The following is an 18,808-nucleotide window of genomic DNA, read 5'->3' as shown; positions in this document are numbered from 1 at the left end:
CGTGGATATCCATAATATCTGTGTCCACCCACAATACCTGTGGGAGCTGGCTTGCCAGCGATGAGGCCGGCAAAAACACTATGAATCTTTCTGGTTCACCCGCTCGCGAAGATACTCAAGCACCGCCCCACGCTCCCCGGCAAACTCGATCCGCCCGCCCTTCTTCTCGCGCTGAAACACATACATCGGGTCGTAATACTCGCGCAGCAAGCCCTCGATCCAGCCACGATGCAGATCCACTGCGCCGCTGCGCGCCTGCTCAATCAATGCCTCTTCCATCAACAGCAACATGCGCTGATGCCGCTCGCCGCCGAGGCGTTTCTGCACGTTATTCAGGCTCTCGAGCAGGCGCTCCGAGAACAGCGTAAAGCCCTCCTCCACGTGCACCGTGGCAAACTCCGCCGACAGATCGACCACGTAATCACGCAGGATCCGCTCGACGCGATCCTCGAAACGGTCTTCCAGCCACACCATCGGGTATTGCTGCATGCCCTGATACAGCGGCAGCGGCAAGGCACAGCTGCCGACCACCCGGCTTTCGTCCTCGAGCACAAACTGCTCGATCCCGGCATCGCGCTTTTTGAGGATGTCGATGGCCAGACGGTTTTCAAAATCGATGTTCGACGGCTGCCCGGTGGCGCGCTTGCCGAAACTGGAACCGCGATGATTGGCGTGGCCTTCCAGATCCAGGCCATTGCGCAACTGCACCAGCACTTCGGTCTTGCCGGTGCCGGTCATGCCGCCCAGCAGGACGAAATCACACTGCGCGATGGCCTGTTCAGTGGTATCGATGAGGAAGTTGCGCATGGCCTTGTAACCACCACCGACGCGCGGATAGTCGATGCCCGCCTCGTCACGCAGCCATTGCTGGGTGATCTGCGAGCGCAGGCCGCCACGAAAACAATAGAGATAACCGTCAGGGTGGGCCCGGGCGAAATCGGCCCAGGCCTGGATGCGCTCGGCTTTCACCGCGCCGGCCACCAATTGATGGCCCAACTCGATGGCCGCTTGCTGACCGTGTTGCTTGTAGCAGGTGCCGATCTTCTGCCGCTCGATGTCGTTCATCAGCGGCAAATTGATCACGCCGGGGAATGCGCCCTTGTGAAACTCGACCGGCGCGCGGGCATCCATCAGCGGCCGGTCGTTGAGGAAAATGTCTCGATAGTCAGTGCAGTCGCGGAGCATCAGATCACCTCGACTGCGTTCGTCTGTCGCTCAACCAGCTCACCGATTGACGCCAGATTCAGACCCAGCTCAGCGGCGACGGCAAGGAACTCGTCATTGCCTTCAGGGGTAACGGCGATCAGCAGACCACCGCTGGTTTGCGGGTCGCAGAGCACGCGTTTGTGCAGTTCCTGCACGCGGCCGACCTTGCTCGCATAGCTGTCGAAATTGCGCAGCGTACCGCCCGGGACGCAGCCCTGATCGAGGTAGTACTCGACGCTGTCCAGACGCGGCACGCGGTCATAAGCGATGCGCGCCGTCAGCTTACTGCCGTCCGCCATTTCCACCAGATGCCCGAGCAGACCGAAACCGGTGACGTCGGTCATCGCCGTGACGCCGGCGAGTTTGCCGAAGCGACTGCCGGGTTTGTTCAGGGTGCACATCCAGTCGCGGGCCACGCCAACATCGGCGGCGCGCAATTTGCCCTTCTTCTCGGCCGTGGTGAGGATGCCGATGCCCAGCGGTTTGGTCAGGTACAACAGGCAACCGGCGGTGGCGGTGTCGTTGCGCTTCATGTGGCGTTTTTCCACCAGACCGGTGACGGCGAGGCCGAAAATCGGCTCCGGCGCGTCGATCGAATGCCCGCCCGCCAACGGAATGCCCGCCGCGTCGCAAACGGCGCGGCCGCCGCGAATCACTTCGCGCGCGACTTCCGGCGCCAGCACATTGACCGGCCAGCCGAGGATCGCGATGGCCATCAGCGGATCACCGCCCATCGCGTAGATGTCGCTGATCGCGTTGGTCGCAGCAATGCGGCCGAAGTCGAACGGGTCGTCGACGATCGGCATGAAGAAGTCCGTGGTCGAGACCACGCCGCGTTCGGCATCGATCTCGTAGACCGCCGCGTCATCACGCGAGGCGTTGCCGACCCACAGTTTCGGATCGAGGTTCTGCGCACCGCTGCCGGCCAGAATCACTTCCAGCACCTGCGGGGAAATCTTGCAGCCGCAACCGGCGCCGTGGCTGTATTGGGTCAGACGAATCGGCTCGCTCATGGGGGAGTCTCAGGCAGTTAATGGGGCCGATTCTAGCAGAGCACGCCGGGTCTATCCGATCGTTCCCACGCTCCGCGTGGGAATGCAGCCCGGAACGCGGAGCGTCCCTGGAGGCGTTCCCACGCAGAGCGTGGGAACGAGCAGCTTGAGGCAAGGCAAAAAAAACCGCCCTCACGGGCGGCTAAAAGTGCTTCGACCCTAAATCAGAAGCCAAGGCTGAAGCTGATGGTCATCGCATGGTCGTTGCTGTCGTTCGACAGTTGGCCCGAGTAGCCGACGCCGAGTTTGCCGGTCGGGCTGATCTGGAAGTCCACGCCGGCTTCGACAATCGCGCTGTCCTTGGCAATCGGCACGCCTTGGGTGCTGAACGAGGCGCCGCCGTCGATGAAGGTCAGGTCGGCGTCAGGCTTGGTGTCGCCGAAGGCATGCCGCCAGCCGATGGCCGCGCGCGGGGTGAATTGCCCGCCGTTGGCCAGGGTGATGACTTTGCCGGCGCGCACGCCGAGGGTCGAGAAGGTGATGTCCTGATCGGCATCGGCTTCCAGGCGCCCTACTCCGCCTTTCTCCTTGGCCTTGTCGCTGTCGTAGTTGACGTAGGCCAGCCCGGCGAAAGGCTCAAGGGCAATGCCGCCGGCTTCAATCGTGTAACCGACTTCACCGAACACCTGCGCGCTACGAGCGTCGTAATTGGCCTTCAGACGGTCGTTGTAGCTGCCGACGCTGACGTCGCGTTTGGTTTCGATGTCGTGCCAGCTGTAAGCCGCGCCGAGGCGCACCGCCAGTGCATCGAACTGCGAGTTGAGGTACGCCGCCAAGTGGTAGCTTTCGACGGTGGCATCCGAGCGACGATCATGTGCGTCGAGGTCGCTGCGGGTATAACCGGCGGCCATGCCCACGCGCCACTGGTCATCGAGTTGCTTGTCGGTGCCGAGCATGAAACCGCTGAGGTTGCGGTCGAGGCTGGCGCTATTGCTGTCGCCATCCGACTCACCCCAGGCGCCGAGAGCGCGGGCCCAGCCAACCATTTCGCCGTGGCAACCGTTGCTGCTCAGTTGGTTGCCACCTGGCGCCAGGGCACGGCGTGGATCATCCGCCGCGCTGCATGACGGTTGGCGCATGCGATCGTTGACCGCGTCGCGCACATAGCGCGAATCCTCGAGGATGGCGCTGGCGGTGCTGGCGTGGATCTCACCGGACAGACTGTCGAAGGCATTACGCGCACCGGCGACGCTGAGGTTGACGATTTCGTTCTGCAACGCCGCGCCCGCCGGGCCATTGTTCGACAGCGCGGTGGCGGTTCTGAACTGGTTGCCGGTGGCGGCGACATCGGCGAACGAGTTGCCATTGCGGCTGACCACCAGGTTCACTGCGTTGGTGTCATATACCAGTGCAGTGTTGAGGAACGCGTATTGCGGCAGGTCTGCGGCGCTGAAGGTGCCATTCACGCCACCACCCGCGGTGATCAGCGAATACGTGGTGTTGCCGGTGAACGGTGCCAGCGAGTTCACTTGCAAGGCGCCGCCCAGCGTTGCGGTGCCGCCGATTGCCAGTGGCGTCGCGGTTGGCGAGCTGACCGTCAGGGCCAGCACACCATCGCTGGCGTTGGTCAGGTTACCGGCCACGCTCAGGGTGCCTGCTTCGGAGCCCGAGGCGACAACGCCATGGTTGACCACCGAACCGACACTGCCGTTACCACTCAACCCCGCGCCGTTGGCCACGGTGACTTGCCCGCCCAGCGAAGCCCGCGCCGACCGGCTGCCGACTTGCAGCACGCCTTGATCGACCGCGACCGTGCCGCTGAACGGATTATCGCCGGTCAACAGCAAGGTGCCGGTACCGCGTTTGAGCATCGCGCCAAGTCCGCGCAGCGATCCGTTGAACTGACCGTTGAAGTTCTGCACGAAGAACAGCGAAGCATTGTTGAGGATGTTGCCCTGCAGGCTGGTGGTGTTACCGACCAGCGCACCGCCGCTGACCGTGGTGCCACCGCTGTAGGTGTTGGCGCCGCTCAATACCAGCGTGCCGGAATCAAGCTTCTCGATGCCCCCCGTGCCCACCAGCGGCGCGGAGATTTCCGCACTCCCACCGGCATTGACCCGCACTGGTGCGAGGCTGCCGTCCGCGCCGTTGACCGGGGTCAGCGTACCGCCAGCCCCCGGAACCAGGCTGTAGCCGCCGGCGAGGAATTGCAGACCGGTGAAGTTCTGATTGCCCTGCACGGTAACCGTACCCGCTTGACCGCCGAACACCGCGAACTGACCATTTGCAGCCAGGGCCTGAGTACCACTCGGGTCGGTCCAGTTGGTGTCCGGCCCCCACACACCGCTGCCGCCACCGATGCTGCCGTCCGGATTGGTGGTGCCACCGTTCCAGAACTGCACCTCACCCGGGGTGCCTTGCACCAGCAGGTTGATCTGATTGGCAATCGCAGTTTGCAGGGTCAGATTGGCCGCCGACACCGGCAGGCTGCCATACACCAGACCGTTGTCGGTCAGGCTGCCGCCGTAGCTGAACAGTTGATAAACCCCGGTGCCGAAGCCGCCGGCGTTGCTGATGTTCAACGTACCGTCGAGGGTCAGATTGCCGGCGACATTGACCACGGTGGTCGAACTGGTTGCCGAGCCGAGGCTGAAGTCCAGATTGGTCCCCGAGGACAGTGCCAGCGAACCGACCGACAACGGCGTTGCTGTAGCGCCACCGACCAGCGTCGCACCGTCGGCCAGTTGCACAGCACCGCCGAACTGGCCGCTGCCGCCGACGCTTGCGCCGCTGGCAACGTTGACGTTGGCACTGTTGAGCGTGCCATTGACCAGCAGGCTGCCGGCTTGCACCGAGGTGTTACCGGTGAAGCCATTGTTGCCGGTCAGGAGCAAATCGCCGCTGCCGGTTTTGTTCAGCGTGCCGGCGCCGGTGAGGTTGCCGGTGTAGCTGCCATCGGCATTCTGCTCAAAGGTCAGCGTGGCGTTGTTGACGATTGCACCTTGCAGGCTGCTGGTGTCGCCGAATGTGCTGCCGCCGTTCAGCGTGGTGCCGCCGCTGTAGGTGTTGGCGCCGCTGAGGGTCAGATCGCCTGCGCCATTTTTCACCAGACTGCCCGCGCCAGTGACAGCGCCGATCAGCGTAGTGTTCTGGTTGCCGGCGAGGGTCAACTGCCCGCCCAGATTGATCGCGTTGGCCAGTTGCAGCGCCGAGGTGCTGTCGAGACTGCCATTGCCGGTCACGTTCAATGCACCGCTGCTGATCGCGCTGTTGTTGCCGAGAATCAGCGTGCCAGCGTTGAGCTGCGTGCCGCCGCTGTAGCTGTTATTGCCGTTGAGGGTCAGGCTCGAAGCGCCGGCCTTGATCAGGCTGCCGCTGCCGCTGACATCGCCATCCAGGGTCAGCACATTGGAACCGGCGACGGTCAAGCCACCGTTGACCACCACATCATTGGCCAAGGTCGCGGCGGTGTTGCTGTCCAGCGCGGTACCATCGGCGGCGGTCAGGACGCCGGTGCCGAGCGCGGCGTTGTTGCCGACGACAATCTTGCCGCCATTGAGCGCTGTGCCGCCGGTGTAGCCGTTGGCCGCGTTGAGCACCAGCGTACCGGTGTCGTATTTGCCCAGCGTGCCGCTGCCATTGAGCGCAACACCAATGGTCGCAGTGGCGTTCGGGTCAACCCGCACCGTGGCATTGCCCAGCGAACCGTTGACCAGATTCAGCGAACCTGCCGTGCCGTTCACCAGGCTGTAGCCATCGGTGACGAACTGCATGCCGGTGATGGTTTGCGCGCCGTTGACGGTCACCGTGCCGGCCGCGCCCTGGAACACCGCGAAATTGTTGGTCCAGGCCTGGTTGGTGGTGCCGTTGACGTCGGTCCAGTTAGTGGTGCCGGTGCCCCAGGTGCCGCTGCCCCCCTCCACCGAACCATTGGCCACCAGTTGATTACCGTCCCAGAATTGCACGGTGACGCCCGGTGCGGTGACCAGCAGGTTGATCTGATTGGCCAGCGCGGTTTGCAGTTGCAGATCGCCCGGGCTGACGCTACCCGGCAACGTGCCGAAGAGCATGCCGTTGTCGGTCAGGCCGCCGGTGTAGTCGATCAAGCGATAGACGCCGCTGCCGAAACCACCGATGTCACTGACGTTGAGGGTGCCGTCGAGGGTCAGGTTGCCGCCGACATTGACCAGCGCATTGCCGCCGCCGGACACCGGTGTGCCGAGGCCGACGTCGAAGTTGGAATTGCCGTTGAACACTAGCGAACTCACGCTCAGCGTACTGCCGGTGACGCCCGCCAGATGACCGCCATCGGCCACCGTCAGGGCACCGGTCAAGGTGCCGCTGCCACCGAGCGTACCGCCGCTGTTGACCAGCACATTGCCGCTGGCCAGCGAGCCGTTGACCTGCAAGGTGCCGGCATTGACGCTGGTGTCACCGGTCAGATCGCTGATGCCGCTGAGGGTCAGCGTGCCGCTGCCGAGTTTGCTCAGGCTACCGTCACCGCTGAGGATGCCGGCGAAGGTGCTGCTGACGTTGTTGCCACCGAGGCTCAACGTATTGCCCGTACCGATCAGCGCCGAGCCGCTACCAGTGAGGCTGGCGAGGCTGCCCGAAGCACCGAGATTCAGCGCCGCGCCACTCGCGAGATTGACCGTGGCGTTGTTGCCCAGCGCCGCGCCACTCAGCGTGGTCAGGCTGCCGGACGCTACATCGAAGGTGCCGCTGAAGGTGTTGCTGCCGCTCAGGGTCACGTCGGCCAGACCGTTTTTGCTCAGCGTACCGGCGCCGGCAATCACACCGCCGAGGGTCAGGTTGTTGTTTCCGGCCAGAGCCAGATTGGCATTGACGTTGAGGTTGTTGGCCAGCACCAGTGGCGCGGTGTTGTCGAGAGTCGAGGCACCGGCCACGGTCAGCGCGCCGCTGCCCAGAGAGCCACCCGTGCCGAGAGTCAGCGTGCCGGCATTCAGCGTGGTACCGCCCGAGTAGGTATTGATGCCATTGAGCGTCAGGTTCGACGCGCCGTTCTTGATCAACCCGCCCGCGCCGCTGACCACACCTGCAAGGGTCAGGTTGTTGCTGCCGGTGTTGCTCAGGTTGGCGTTGAGCACCACATTGTTGCCCAGGCTCAGCGCGCTGTTGCTGTCCAGCGCCGAGGCGCCGGCTACGGTGAGATTGCCCAGACCCAGCGCCGAGTTGCTGCCGGCGGTCAGCGTGCCGGCGTTGAGGGTGGTGCCACCGAGGAAGTTGTTGTTGCCGCTGAGGGTCAGGTTGGCCGCGCCGTTTTTGCTCAGGCTGCCGGCGCCGTTGACCGTACCGGCCAGGGTCAGATCCGCCGTGCCGCTGATGCCGAGGTTGCCGGCCAGATTGACTGCGTTGTTCAGCGAAACCGCAGTGCTCGCATCCAGCGTGGTGCCGCCCGCCGCGTTCAACGTGCCGGAACCCAGCGCCGAGTTCGACGCCAGAATCAGTCCGCCGGCATTCAGTGCTACCGGCCCGAGGAAGGCGTTGTTGCCGCCGAGGGTCAGGTTCGCCGTGCCGGTTTTGATCAGGCCACCCGTGCCGCCAATCACGCCGTTGAGGGTCAGTGCATTGCTGCCGACCACGGTGAGGTTGCCGTTGAGCGTCGCCGCGTTGGCCAGTGTCACCGCCGCGTTGCTGTCCAGCTGCGTGCCGGCATTCGCCGTCAACGTACCGGTGCCGAGTGCGGTGTTGCTGCCGACGATGATTTTGCCGCCGTCCAGTTGCGTGCCGCCGGTATAGGTGTTGGCACCGCCGAGCACCAAGGTGCCGGCGTCAAGTTTGTTGAGGATGCCGCTGCCATCGATATTGGCATTGATGGTCGCGGTCACGCCCGGATCGACGCGCAACGAAGTGGTGCCGCCGGTGCCGTTCACCGCCGTGAGTTGCCCTGCCGCGCCGTTGACCACGTTGTAGCCATCGGTGAGGAATTGCATGCCGGTGAACGCTTGCGTGCCGTTCACCGTCACCGTGCCGGCAGTGCCCTGGAACACCGCGAAGTCGCCGGCCCACGGCTGGTTGACCAGACCGTTGGCATCGGTCCAGTTGGTGCCGACCGCATTCCACGTGCCGCTACCGCCATCGACCACGCCGTTGGCGATGGTCTGGCTGCCGTCCCAGTAACGGATGTTGCTGTTCGGCGCGGAGACTTGAATGTTGATCTGATTGGCCACGCCGGTCTGCACCAGCAGATCGCCAAGACCATAACCGACCGGCACGCTGGCCACGTCCAGACCGAGGTTGGTCAGGGCGCCGGTGTAGTTGAACAGGCGATATACACCAACGCCAAAACCGCCGGCATCGGTGACGTTGAGATTGCCGTCGAGGGTGAGGTTGCCGCCGACGTTCATCAGCGACGCGGTCGACGGTGTGCCCAGGGCCACATCAACGTTGCTGCCGGCACCAAGAGTCAGAGCACTCGCCGACAAGGTGTTGCCCGACGACAACGCCAGATGCCCACCGTTGTTGATGTTGATCGCGCCGAGCGCCGAGCCGGTACCGGTCAGGGTGCCGCCGGTATTGACGTTGACTTGCGCACTGCCCAGCGAACCACTGAGATTCACGATACCGCCATCGATCGCGGTGTTGCCGGTAATGCCGTTGATCCCGGTGAGGTTCAAGGTGCCGGTGCCGACTTTGACCAGGCCGCCGCTGCCGCTGAGGTCACCGTCGAACGTGCTGGTGACGTTGCCGGCGCCGACGGTCAGGGTGTTACTGCCGGTCAGTTGCACACTGCCGCTGCCAGTCAGCGCACCGAGGCTGGCGTTGCTGCCCAGATTCAGCCCGGCGCCGGCGCTGATGTTGACGCCGGCGGTGTTGCCCAGCGCATTGGTGTTGAGGGTGGTGACGCTGCCGGAGATGATATTCAGCGCACCAGTGAAGGTGTTGCTGCCAGCGAGGGTCAGATCCGACAGACCATTTTTGGTCAGGCTGCCAGCGCCATCGATGATGCCGTTCAAACTCAAATCGTTGTTGCCGGCGACGGTCAGTCCGGCATTCAGGGTAATGGCGTTGCCGATGCCGAACGAAGCGCTGTTATCCAGCGTTGCCGCGCCACCGACGACCAATGCGCCGCTGCCCAGACCGTTGGCATTGCCCAGAGTCAGCGTGCCGGCGTTGAGCGTTGTGCCGCCGCTGAACGTGTTGTTGCCGTTAAGGGTCAGGTTGGCCGCGCCGTTCTTGATCAGTTGGCCTGTGCCACTGGTGACGCCGCCGAGGGTCAGGTTCTGCGTGCCGCCCACGCTCAGTGCCGCATTCAGAGCCACGGCGTTGTTGAGGCTGACCAGCGGCGAGTTGCTGTCCAGCGTCGCCGCACCGGCGACAGTCAGAGCACCGGAACCGAGTGCCGAACTGTTGCCGACAGTCAGGGTGCCGGCGTTCAGCGTGGTGCCGCCAAGGTAATTGTTGGCCGCGTTGAGAATCAGATTGGCCGCGCCGTTTTTCACCAGACTGCCGGCGCCGCTGACCAGCCCGGTCAGGGTCATGTTTGCCGTACCGCCGATGTTCAGCGCACCGGCCAGTGCCAACGCATTGTTCAGGCTGACCGCCGTGTTGGCGTCCAGCGTGGTGTTGGCCGCCGCGTTCAACGTGCCGGAGCCCAGCGCGGTGTTACTGCCGACGGTCAGTTTGCCGGTGTTCAACACGGTGTTGCCAAAATAAGCGTTGGCGCCGTTGAGGGTCAGATCGGCAGCGCCGTTCTTGGTCAGCCCACCGATACCGGCGACCACGCCGCCCAAGGTCAGCGCATTGCTGCCGCCCAAGGTCAGGGTGCCGGCGAGGTTGACGTTGTTGGCCAGCGTCGCGGCGGTATTGGCATCCAGCGAAGTGCCGTTCGAGGCGTTTAGTGTGCCGGTACCGAGTGCTGTGTTGGAGCCGACCACCAGCGAACCGGCGTTCAGCGCCGTGGTGCCGGTGTAGGTGTTGTTGCCGTTGAGGGTCAGGCTCGAAGCGCCGGTTTTGATCAGCCCGTTGCCGCCACTGATCACCCCGCCGAGGGTCAGCGCATTGGCGCCGCCAGCGGTGAGGTTGGCGTTGAGAATCACGTTGTTGTTGAGGGTCACGGCGGAGCTGCCGTTGAGGGTGCCCGCGCCTTCCACTGACAAGGCGCCGGTGCCCAGTGCCGCGCCGTTGCCGACCGTCAGACTGCCGGCATTCAGCGTGGTGCCGCCGCTGTAGGTATTGGTGCCATTGAGCGTGAGATTGGCCGCGCCGTTTTTTACCAGTTGGCTGGCGCCGCTGATCACCCCGCCGAGGGTCAGCGCGTTGCTGCCACCGATCCCCAGGCTGTTGTTGAGAATGACCGCGTTGTTGAGGGTCACCGCCGCATTGCTGTCGAGGGTCGCCACACCGCCGACGGTGATATTGCCGCTACCAAGCGCGGCGTTGGCACCCGCCGTAATCGTGCCCGCGTTCAACGCGACAGCACCAAGGAAGGTGTTGGCGCCATTGAGAATCAGATTGGCCGCGCCGTTTTTGGTCAGCCCGCCGCTGCCGCTGACAATGCCGCCGAGGGTCAGGTTGGCGCTGCCGCCGACGTTCAGATTGCCGCCGAGCGAGACCGCGTTGGTCAGCGCCACTGCCGTGCTGGCGTCGAGCGTAGTGCCCGCCGCTGTGGTCAACGCGCCAGTTCCCAGCGCGGTGTTGGAGCCGACAATCAGCGTGCCGGCATTCAGCGCGGTGCCGCCGGAGAAGGTGTTGTTGCCGCTGAGACTCAGGTTGGCGGTGCCGTTCTTGATCAGGTTGCCGGTGCCGCTGACGATACCGCTCAGGCCCAGTGCCTGCGTGCCGCCAAGGGTCAGCGCCCCGGTCACCGCGACGGCGTTGGCCAGGGTCACCGCCGCCGTCGCATCCAGCGTGGTCCCGGCGGCGGTATTCAGCGCACCCGTGCCCAGCGCGGTGTTGCTGCCCACCAACAGGCTGCCGGCATTGAGCAGCGTGTTGCCGCTGTTGGTGTTGTTGCCGGTCAACGTCAGGCTGGCGGTGCCGGATTTGGTGATGCCGCCGGTGCCGCTCAACACGCCGCCGAGGGTCAGGGCATTGCTGCCGAGCACATTGAGCGCGCCGGTCATGCCGATGTTATTGGCCAGGGTGACGTTGGTGGTGCTGTCCAGACTGGTACCGGCGGCAGTGTTCAGCGCACCGCTGCCCAGCGAGTTGTTATTGGTCACCAACAGGCTGCCGGCGCTGAGGGTGGTGGTGCCGGTGAACCCGGTGTTGACGCCGCTGACCGTCAGGCTGCCGCTGCCGGTTTTGGTCAAGCCACTGCTGCCGCTGATCAAGCCGCCGAGAGTCAGCGCGCCAGTGCCGCCGGCGGTCAATGTGCCGCCGAGGCTGATGGCATTGGCCAAGTTGATGGTGCCCGGTGCACTCAGGGTCGTTGCGCCAGTGACGTTAAGGGTGCCGGTGCTGAACGCCTGATTGTTGCCGATCTGCACCGTGCCGCCATTGAGCGTGGTATTGCCCAGATAGGTGTTGGCGGCGCTGAGATTAAGCTGGCCGGTACCGGCCTTGGTGAAACCGCCGCTACCGGAAATCACCCCGCTCAGGGTGGTGGCGTTGCCGCCTTGTACCGTGACGCCGCCGGCGCCGAGGGAGATCAGGTTGCTGATGTTCAACCCGGCATTGCTGGCCTGCAGAACCCCGCCGTTGGAGGTGAGCACACCGCTGCCGAAGGTGGCGTTGTTGTTGAAATTGGCGATACCGCCGTTGAGCGTGGTCGCGCCACTGACCAATGGCCCCTGCAAGGTCCAGGTGCCGCTGTTGAGGGTCAGGTTGTTGAAGTTGATGTAGGTGGCGCTCGATGCCGTGCCAGTCCCGGTGATACCACCGCCGACGCCAGCCGGATTTTGCAGGACCAGGCTGTTGGTGCCGCCCGCACCGCCATCGACCGTGCCGGTTGGCGCAAAGGTCAGGTTGATATTGACCAGACCACCAAGGCCAACGCTGATCTGTACACCGTCACCGACGTTGACGCTGGAGCCGGTCACCGCAGTGAAGGTGTTGGTGCTCGCCGCGCCCATCGACACACCGCCGGTAATCGCACCGGCGTTAGTGAAGGTGTTGCCCGCCGCCGACGTTTCGAAGGCGATTCGGCCGTTGATGACGCCGGTGTTGCTGTTGGTCATGTTGACCTGCGAACCACCGTAGACACCGATCACCGGGGTATCCGCCAATGTGATGCCGCCGATCGAGAGTCCTGTCGAGGTGATGGTGCCGTTGTTGGTGATGCTGGTGGTGCCGGTTGCCGCGTTGTTAACCGAAAGGGCCAGGCCGTCGATGCTCGTCAGGTTGAGCCCCAGTAACATCCCGGTGCCCCGCATGATCGCGCCAGCGTTGTTGAGCACGCTGACCGTGCTGGTAGCGCCGCTGCCGATGAATGCCCCGCCACTCAAAACCGACACCAGACCGAGGACTGCCGGGTCGATGATGCCGGAGTTGTTCAGGGTGATGTTGACCCCCGTCAGGTCCATGACATGCCCGCCAAGGGTCGCGTTCATCTGCGCGCCGCTGTTGACGTTGACCGTCAGGTTGTTAGAGGCACTGGCAAAGTCGTTGGGAACCAGTGGCAGTGGCGGCACCCCCGTACACGTCACGATTGAACCGGCCGTGGAGCACGTGGCCAGCGCAGGTGCGCTGACCCCGCCGAACAGCAGCCCGGCGACGCTCAGATGCACAGCAAGGGAAAGTGGGGAAAAACGCGAAACGAGGGCGACACCAAACCTTGCTTCCACGGGCTACTCCTTGTCGTGGCCAATTTCTTCCTTGAAGGCGCGCAGAGCCGTGCTTATTCCACGCGCGAATCAAGACTGCGACGGTCATCACAAAACCGCGTTATTGGGGACAAAGCTAGTAGACGCCCGGCAATGGGGCACGGATTAAATGGTGTTAATACTTTAATACTAGAGGGGTCTGGAATAAGCGTTTCAGCCCATATCCACGGGCCTTTAGCCTGCCGCAACTCCCTGTAGGAGTGAGCCTGCTCGCGATGGCGGTGTGTGAGAAAAGTATCCATTAACGGACACACCGCCATCGCGAGCAGGCTCACTCCTACAGGTTTTTGCGGTGAACAGGTATACCTGATCAGTCCGTCAGTTAAATTTACGAATTCATCGATTTTTCATGGCATTGAAAAAACTGGTACGCCTTGTGCAAACGTTTGCGTAACGTCAATCCCCGCGTTTTCACCACAAAACCGTACAAGCCCACGGAACACGGGCCTCGATCCGCAAAAAAGGACTTTCAATGCACGCCGCATCTCCTGTTCGCGCACCGTTTGTGCGCACGCTTGCCGTTTCCTTGCTACTGACCGGCGTTACCGGACTTCTCAGCCAAAGCGTTCTGGCGCAACCGTCGCCTGCCGAGGAATCCGCCCAGGGCGAAGCGCTCAGCCCGGAAGCCAGCCCGCCGAAAAAAGGCGCGTACCTGTCAGACTGGTACAACCAGGACCTGATGTTGATCGGCAGCAAAGACATCAGTTTCGGCCCGCAACCGGCCGACGATATCTATCTGGAGTACGAATATTTCGGCCGCAAAGGCCCATTCGAACTGTACGGCTACATCGACATTCCGAAGATCTTCAACATCGGCAACAGCCACGACAAAGGCGTGTGGGATCACGGCTCACCGGTGTTCATGGAACACGAACCGCGTATCTCCATCGACTACCTCGCCGGTCGTAGCCTGGCCATCGGTCCGTTCAAGGAATGGTACGTCGCGTTCGACTGGATCTACGATCACGGCAGCCGCAAGGAAAATCGCGCCAATACGCTCTACAGCGGCTTCGGCACCGACATCGACACCCATTCGCGGGTCAATCTATCGGCCAACCTCTACGGTCGCTATCAGTGGGAAAACTACGGCGCGAGCAACGAATACTCATGGGACGGCTACCGCGCACAGCTCAAGTACATCATCCCCATCGACAAATTCAGCAACGGCGCTTCGCTGACCTACATCGGTTTCACCAACTTCGATTTCGGCTCGGATATCCACAAGGACAACCCCGCGCGTACCGCCAACGCCACGGTGGCGACCAACGTGCTGCTCTACTCGTTCACCCACTTGCGCTTCACCCTGGTCGGCCGTTATTTCCACAACGGTGGCAACTGGGAGGACGGCAGCGAGCTGAATTTTGGCGACGGCAATTTCCGTGCGCGCTCCAACGGCTGGGGTTACTACGCCGGCGTCGGTTATCAGTTCTGAATCAAGGAGTTTTCCATGCAAGCAATGATGCGTTTGACCCTGGCCGGTGTGGCCCTGCTCTCCTCCACCGTTTGGGCGGGCGAAGCGCCGATCCAACCGAAAGTGGTGTTGATCACCATGTTCGCCCCCGAGGCGCAAAACTGGATTGATCGCCTGGAACTGAAACAGGAAATCCGCGTGCCGGGCCTGTCTGCCGAGTACCCGACCATCCGCTGCAACGCGCAGCAGGTGTGTCTGTTGACCACCGGCATGGGCCAGACCAATGCGGCCGCCTCGACCCTGGCCTTGGCCTTGTCGCCGAAATTCGACCTGCGCAAAAGTTACTTCCTGATCGCCGGTATCGCCGGGATCAGCCCGAAGCACGGGACCATCGGTACTGCTGCGTGGGCGCATTATCTGGTGGAATTCGGCACGCAATGGGAGATCGATTCGCGCGATGCGCCGTCAGGTTGGCCGACCGGTTATCTGGGCATCAACACCAAGGGGCCGAACGAAAAACCGCCGTTGGATTACAAGACCGAAGTGTTCGAGCTGAATGCGAAGCTGCAGGACAAAGCCTTCGCCCTCAGCCACAAGGTTGAATTGAGCGAGAGCAAGGAATCGGCGGCGTGGCGCCTGAAATATCCGTCGGCACCGGCCAATCAGCCGCCCGTCGTCACCCGCTGCGACACGCTGGCAGGCAACACCTGGTTTTCCGGCACGCGCCTGAGCGAGCGCGCCGAGGTCTGGACCGAACTGCTGACCGACAACAAGGGCGAATACTGCACGACGCAGCAGGAAGACAACTCGACCTATGAGGCCTTGTTGCGTGCCAGTCGCGAAGGTCTGGTCGATGTGCAACGCCTGGCCGTGGTGCGCGCCGGCTCCGACTTCGACCGCCCTGAACCGGGCGGCAGCGAAGTGGACAACCTGCTCAAGTACGCCGATCAGGGCGGTTTTGTGCCGGCGCTGGAAAACCTCTATCGCGCGGGCAACCCACTGGTGCAGGACATCCTGAAAAACTGGTCGGCATGGGAAAATGGCGTCCCGCATTCCTGAGCCCTACACCGATCTACTGTAGGAGTGAGCCTGCTCGCGATAGCGGTGTGTCAGTTACCTATGTATCAACTGACACACCGCTATCGCGAGCAGGCTCACTCCTACAGGGGTTTTGCGGTGGGTCAGGGAATTAGGATGATCTTGTCGCCACAGCCTTGATTGACGTCGGCGTAGCGCGCCAAGCCTTCGGCCAACGGCACCTCAACCAGCCCTTGCGGCAACGGCAACAAGCCTTCATCGAAGAACCGCCCGAACTGCTCCAGCATCGCCGCACAGGCTTCAACGCCATATAGCAACGAATTGATCCCGACCACTGAACCGCCCTTGCGATACAGCGCCAGCGCGGGCAATTGCACGTGGCCGTCCACCGGCGCGGCAATGATCGCGATCCGTCCGAAGGTGGCCAATGCCGCCACCGACGCCGGCAGCCAGAAACCGGTGGTGTCGAAAATCACATCAGCGCCGCCGCGATACACCGCGTTGACCTGCGCACCGAGGTCTTCGGGCTTATCCAACTGAATCGTCTGATAACCCTGCGCCTGCAACTCCGCCACCTGCTCCGGGCGCCGCGCCGCCGCCAGCAACTGCGCGCCACGCACTTTCGCCAGCGCCAAAGCAGCGGTGGCCACCGCCCCGCCGCCGATCACCAGCAAACGGGTTTCGGCCTTTACCAGACTGCGTTCCAGCGCATCCCACGCGGTGGTGTAAGGCACGCCGAGGCTGGCCGCCTGGGTGAAACTCAGATGCGAGGGTTTGTGCGCCACACCATTGGCCGGCAGTTTGACGAATTGCGCGTGGGAGCCGTCGGCAAAAAAGCCCAGCTCACGGCCGGTGCCCCAGACTTCCTGACCGATCAACGCCTGCGGACCTTCGACGACGACACCGGCGAAATCCCGGCCAGGAATCCGTGGCAGCGTGGTGTAGGGAAAACGCCCGAGCACGTTCTTCACGTCGCTGGGATTCAGGCCTGCCGCTTTGATCTGCACGAGTACTTCGTTCGCGCCAGGAACGGGGGTCGGCACCTCGACGCAGCGCAAAGAAGACAGGTCGCCGGTTTTATCGAATTGCAGTGCTTTCATGGGGACATCCACCGAAGGAGAAAAGGAAACTCAGGACAGCCAACCCGCGACCAATTGCCGGCCCATCGGCCACAACTGTTCACCGGCGAGCATGCCGAGCAAGCCGACCAGCGCGATGGCCGGTGGCGCCGGAGAACGGAAATCCAGCGCGCCGTACAACAGGCCGACGCCGAGACCGATGGCCAGCGAAATCAGGTAGTTCATGGGGGTAACTCCGCCCGTTGAAAGGAATGGGCAAAGTTTAGGGATCCGGCGGGGATGGCATCGGCCAAGGACTTCTGAATTTCGGACAAACCTTTGGAGCCACCACAATCCATTGTAGGAGTGAGCCTGCTCGCGATAGCGTTGTGTCATTCAACTATGCACCAGCTGACACACCGCTATCGCGAGCAGGCTCACTCCTACAGGTATTACGCCAGTCTGCTCAACCGCTGTGAGTCATGAATTGTGAGGGGGCGACGCCGAGTTCACGGCGAAACATGTCACTGAAACTGCTCGGTGAATACCCCAGCTCCCGGGCAATCACACTCACCGCCACGCCCTGAATCAATTCCGCCACCGCCGTCGCCAGTTGCACCTGCCGCCGCCACTCGGCGAAGCCCATGCCGAGGCTGTCCTTGAACAACCGCGCCAGCGTGCGCACGCTGGCGCCGGCATTTTCCGCGTGCTGTTCGAAGGGAATCGCCAGCGACGGTGCCGCCATCACCGCCTGACACAAATTCATCAAACGCCGATCAGAGTCATCCGGCAGCGGAATCTTCAACTGCGAACGCCGTGCGCGCTTCAGCTCCAGCAACGCCAGCCCGACCAGCGCCTCGTAGTACTGCGGATCACCACTGTCGCCCTGCTCCACCAGCCCTACAATCAACTCGCGCAGCAACCCACCGACCTCGATCACCTGCACCGTCTGATCCAGCGTCGCCGCCAGCGCCGGGCGCAGGTAGATATTGCGCATCTGCAAATCCGACACCACGCGAATCCCGTGCGGCACACCGGGCGGCAACCACACCGCACGCTGCGGCGGCACCACCAACGCCTCATGCGGCGTCTCGACCCACATCACCCCGCTCACCGCATACAGCAACTGCCCCCAGACATGCTCATGCGGCTCGATAAACAACCCGCGCGGATAGGTACGCGCCACACGTTGCACGGGCACATCGGTGTCACTGAGATCGGGGGGCGCGGCAAGAACCATGACGAGCATTCATTGAGGTTGGCGGAGGCGCCATGGTAACCAGTGCACCCACACGTCGCCAACGATAGATACCGTCGGACAATCCGAGTGAATTTTCCCGCAGCGCCGCGATCCCTCTATTACCACAGGGAGGAATACGGGCTTTATGAACAACGCAAAACTCTATGTCATTGACTACACCCTTCACGGCACGCCCAAGTCGTTCATTATCCGCTCGGACAAAATGGACAATGCCGAGGCTTGGCACTGGGCTAGCTGCGATGCCGGTGTCGGTCGGATCCCGCGATTTGGCCGGGAAAAGGTGCAGAAGACCAGCAAACCGATGGCAGAAAAATTCGGCGTGGAAAACGTCGTGTGGCGACCGACCAGCTAAGCTCAGCCTGGCCATCGGTATCATTCGGGGGAATCATCATGAGCAACATCATCAGCCCGGCGCATCTGGACTACGGCCTCGATACGCTGTTCGGGCGAATCACCAAGAGCGTGGACTGTCGCGTCGGCCTGGAAGCCGTGGAAGATGATCCATATCGCTTTGCCCTGAAAGTGCCCGCGCCTTTACCGCAAGATCTCGACCAGGCCAAAACCGTGGTTGTTCAGGTTGAGGGCCGGCGGTTACAGGGTACGGTGCGGCATACCGAACGCATGGATGATGCAAGCTTGAAACTGGAAGTGGAGCCTGATTAGGCTCCACTTTTTTATGCGCGCGGTTATTTCGGATGGGCGCAATGGCAGCCTTTGCTTGAGCATTCTTCGCCACTTTTGTGGTGGTGGGCGCAGGCTTCACAGCAGTAGTGTTTGCCGTGGACGGCGTAGGCATGATCGCCTTCCTTGATGGTGCATTTGCAGCCGGGGCAGTCGCATTTTCTATCGGGCATGGGACAGACTCCTTTTTGGGTGGTTGTCTGGGGCTTTTTATAGGCAAGCCTTGATAACCAGTGTAGGAGCTGCCGCAGGCTGCGATCTTTTGATTTTGTTTGGGTTTGGGTTTGGGTTTGGGTTTGGGTTTGGGTTTGGGTATGGGGGCATATCCGTTGCTGCGGGTGCTGCCGCTGGCGGTTTCGCTCTTACAGCGAGTC

The 18,808-nt window shown here is 62.6% G+C and carries 11 protein-coding genes; 4 read left to right on the top strand and 7 right to left on the bottom strand.

All coding sequences use genetic code 11. The features are described 5' to 3' along the window. Positions 1-78 precede the first annotated feature (78 nt). The 3 genes from mnmH to CQ009_RS02880 all read right to left on the bottom strand — a co-directional run bounded on the left by mnmH (position 79) and on the right by CQ009_RS02880 (position 12,946). The gene (mnmH, locus tag CQ009_RS02890) at positions 79-1,185 is read right to left on the bottom strand and encodes a tRNA 2-selenouridine(34) synthase MnmH (RefSeq protein ID WP_105704815.1); all 1,107 of its coding nucleotides are present in this window, start codon (positions 1,183-1,185) and stop codon (positions 79-81) included. Continuing rightward, positions 1,185-2,219 (bottom strand): selenide, water dikinase SelD, encoded by a 1,035-nt coding sequence (gene selD / locus CQ009_RS02885; protein ID WP_105704814.1) that lies wholly within the window; start codon positions 2,217-2,219, stop codon positions 1,185-1,187. The genes mnmH and selD overlap by 1 nt, the downstream gene beginning before the upstream one ends. Positions 2,220-2,422: 203 nt before the next feature. Beyond that, positions 2,423-12,946 carry an autotransporter-associated beta strand repeat-containing protein gene (locus CQ009_RS02880; RefSeq protein WP_105704813.1) on the bottom strand — a complete coding sequence of 3,508 codons (10,524 nt, stop codon included), beginning with the start codon at positions 12,944-12,946 and terminating at the stop codon, positions 2,423-2,425. A 511-nt stretch (positions 12,947-13,457) separates the two neighbouring features. Between CQ009_RS02880 and CQ009_RS02875 the strand changes: the two genes are divergently transcribed. Together CQ009_RS02875 and CQ009_RS02870 are read left to right on the top strand one after the other, a co-directional pair. Continuing rightward, positions 13,458-14,417, top strand: a complete 960-nt coding sequence (locus CQ009_RS02875) for a nucleoside-specific channel-forming protein Tsx (protein ID WP_105704812.1) — start codon at positions 13,458-13,460, stop codon at positions 14,415-14,417. 15 nt (positions 14,418-14,432) lie between these two features. Next, a complete protein-coding gene (locus CQ009_RS02870) occupies positions 14,433-15,455 on the top strand; it encodes a purine nucleoside permease (RefSeq protein WP_105704811.1) in 1,023 nt (340 codons plus the stop codon). A gap of 122 nt (positions 15,456-15,577) precedes the next feature. Here the strand turns inward: CQ009_RS02870 and CQ009_RS02860 are convergent, their stop codons facing one another. The 3 genes from CQ009_RS02860 to CQ009_RS02845 form a co-directional block, all read right to left on the bottom strand. Further along, positions 15,578-16,534: a zinc-binding alcohol dehydrogenase family protein gene (locus tag CQ009_RS02860; RefSeq protein ID WP_105704810.1), complete on the bottom strand. Its 957-nt coding sequence runs from the start codon at positions 16,532-16,534 to the stop codon at positions 15,578-15,580. A 30-nt stretch (positions 16,535-16,564) separates the two neighbouring features. Then, positions 16,565-16,738, bottom strand: a complete 174-nt coding sequence (locus CQ009_RS02855) for a DUF1427 family protein (RefSeq protein WP_007969534.1) — start codon at positions 16,736-16,738, stop codon at positions 16,565-16,567. Positions 16,739-16,958: 220 nt separating this feature from the next. Then, on the bottom strand, positions 16,959-17,741 hold the full coding sequence (locus CQ009_RS02845) for a helix-turn-helix domain-containing protein (RefSeq protein WP_064388283.1): 783 nt from the start codon (positions 17,739-17,741) through the stop codon (positions 16,959-16,961). A gap of 136 nt (positions 17,742-17,877) precedes the next feature. Here CQ009_RS02845 and CQ009_RS02840 point away from each other — a divergent pair, with 136 nt between their 5' ends. Both CQ009_RS02840 and CQ009_RS02835 read left to right on the top strand, forming a co-directional pair. Next, positions 17,878-18,105: a DUF6555 family protein gene (locus CQ009_RS02840; protein WP_034154602.1), complete on the top strand. Its 228-nt coding sequence runs from the start codon at positions 17,878-17,880 to the stop codon at positions 18,103-18,105. 38 nt (positions 18,106-18,143) lie between these two features. Next, on the top strand, positions 18,144-18,416 hold the full coding sequence (locus CQ009_RS02835; RefSeq protein ID WP_064388286.1) for a hypothetical protein: 273 nt from the start codon (positions 18,144-18,146) through the stop codon (positions 18,414-18,416). Positions 18,417-18,439: 23 nt separating this feature from the next. Here CQ009_RS02835 and CQ009_RS02830 read toward each other — a convergent pair whose 3' ends face one another. Further along, positions 18,440-18,607 (bottom strand): metallothionein, encoded by a 168-nt coding sequence (locus CQ009_RS02830; RefSeq protein ID WP_082355407.1) that lies wholly within the window; start codon positions 18,605-18,607, stop codon positions 18,440-18,442. Positions 18,608-18,808 lie beyond the last annotated feature (201 nt).

Origin of the sequence: Pseudomonas sp. MYb2 (assembly GCF_002979955.1) — a bacterium.
In the GTDB taxonomy this organism is placed as follows: Bacteria; Pseudomonadota; Gammaproteobacteria; order Pseudomonadales; family Pseudomonadaceae; genus Aquipseudomonas.
The sequence above is the reverse complement of the archived record's forward strand: the minus strand, read 5'-3'. Positions and strand labels throughout refer to the sequence as shown.

Bases quoted from the DNA above. Each gene is read 5' to 3' on its own strand.
- mnmH (WP_105704815.1), bottom strand. From the start codon at position 1,185: ATGCTCCGCGACTGCACTGACTATCGAGACATTTTCCTCAACGACCGG.
- selD (WP_105704814.1), bottom strand. From the start codon at position 2,219: ATGAGCGAGCCGATTCGTCTGACCCAATACAGCCACGGCGCCGGTTGC.
- CQ009_RS02875 (WP_105704812.1), top strand. From the start codon at position 13,458: ATGCACGCCGCATCTCCTGTTCGCGCACCGTTTGTGCGCACGCTTGCC.
- CQ009_RS02870 (WP_105704811.1), top strand. From the start codon at position 14,433: ATGCAAGCAATGATGCGTTTGACCCTGGCCGGTGTGGCCCTGCTCTCC.
- CQ009_RS02860 (WP_105704810.1), bottom strand. From the start codon at position 16,534: ATGAAAGCACTGCAATTCGATAAAACCGGCGACCTGTCTTCTTTGCGC.
- CQ009_RS02855 (WP_007969534.1), bottom strand. From the start codon at position 16,738: ATGAACTACCTGATTTCGCTGGCCATCGGTCTCGGCGTCGGCCTGTTG.
- CQ009_RS02845 (WP_064388283.1), bottom strand. From the start codon at position 17,741: ATGCTCGTCATGGTTCTTGCCGCGCCCCCCGATCTCAGTGACACCGAT.
- CQ009_RS02840 (WP_034154602.1), top strand. From the start codon at position 17,878: ATGAACAACGCAAAACTCTATGTCATTGACTACACCCTTCACGGCACG.
- CQ009_RS02835 (WP_064388286.1), top strand. From the start codon at position 18,144: ATGAGCAACATCATCAGCCCGGCGCATCTGGACTACGGCCTCGATACG.
- CQ009_RS02830 (WP_082355407.1), bottom strand. From the start codon at position 18,607: ATGCCCGATAGAAAATGCGACTGCCCCGGCTGCAAATGCACCATCAAG.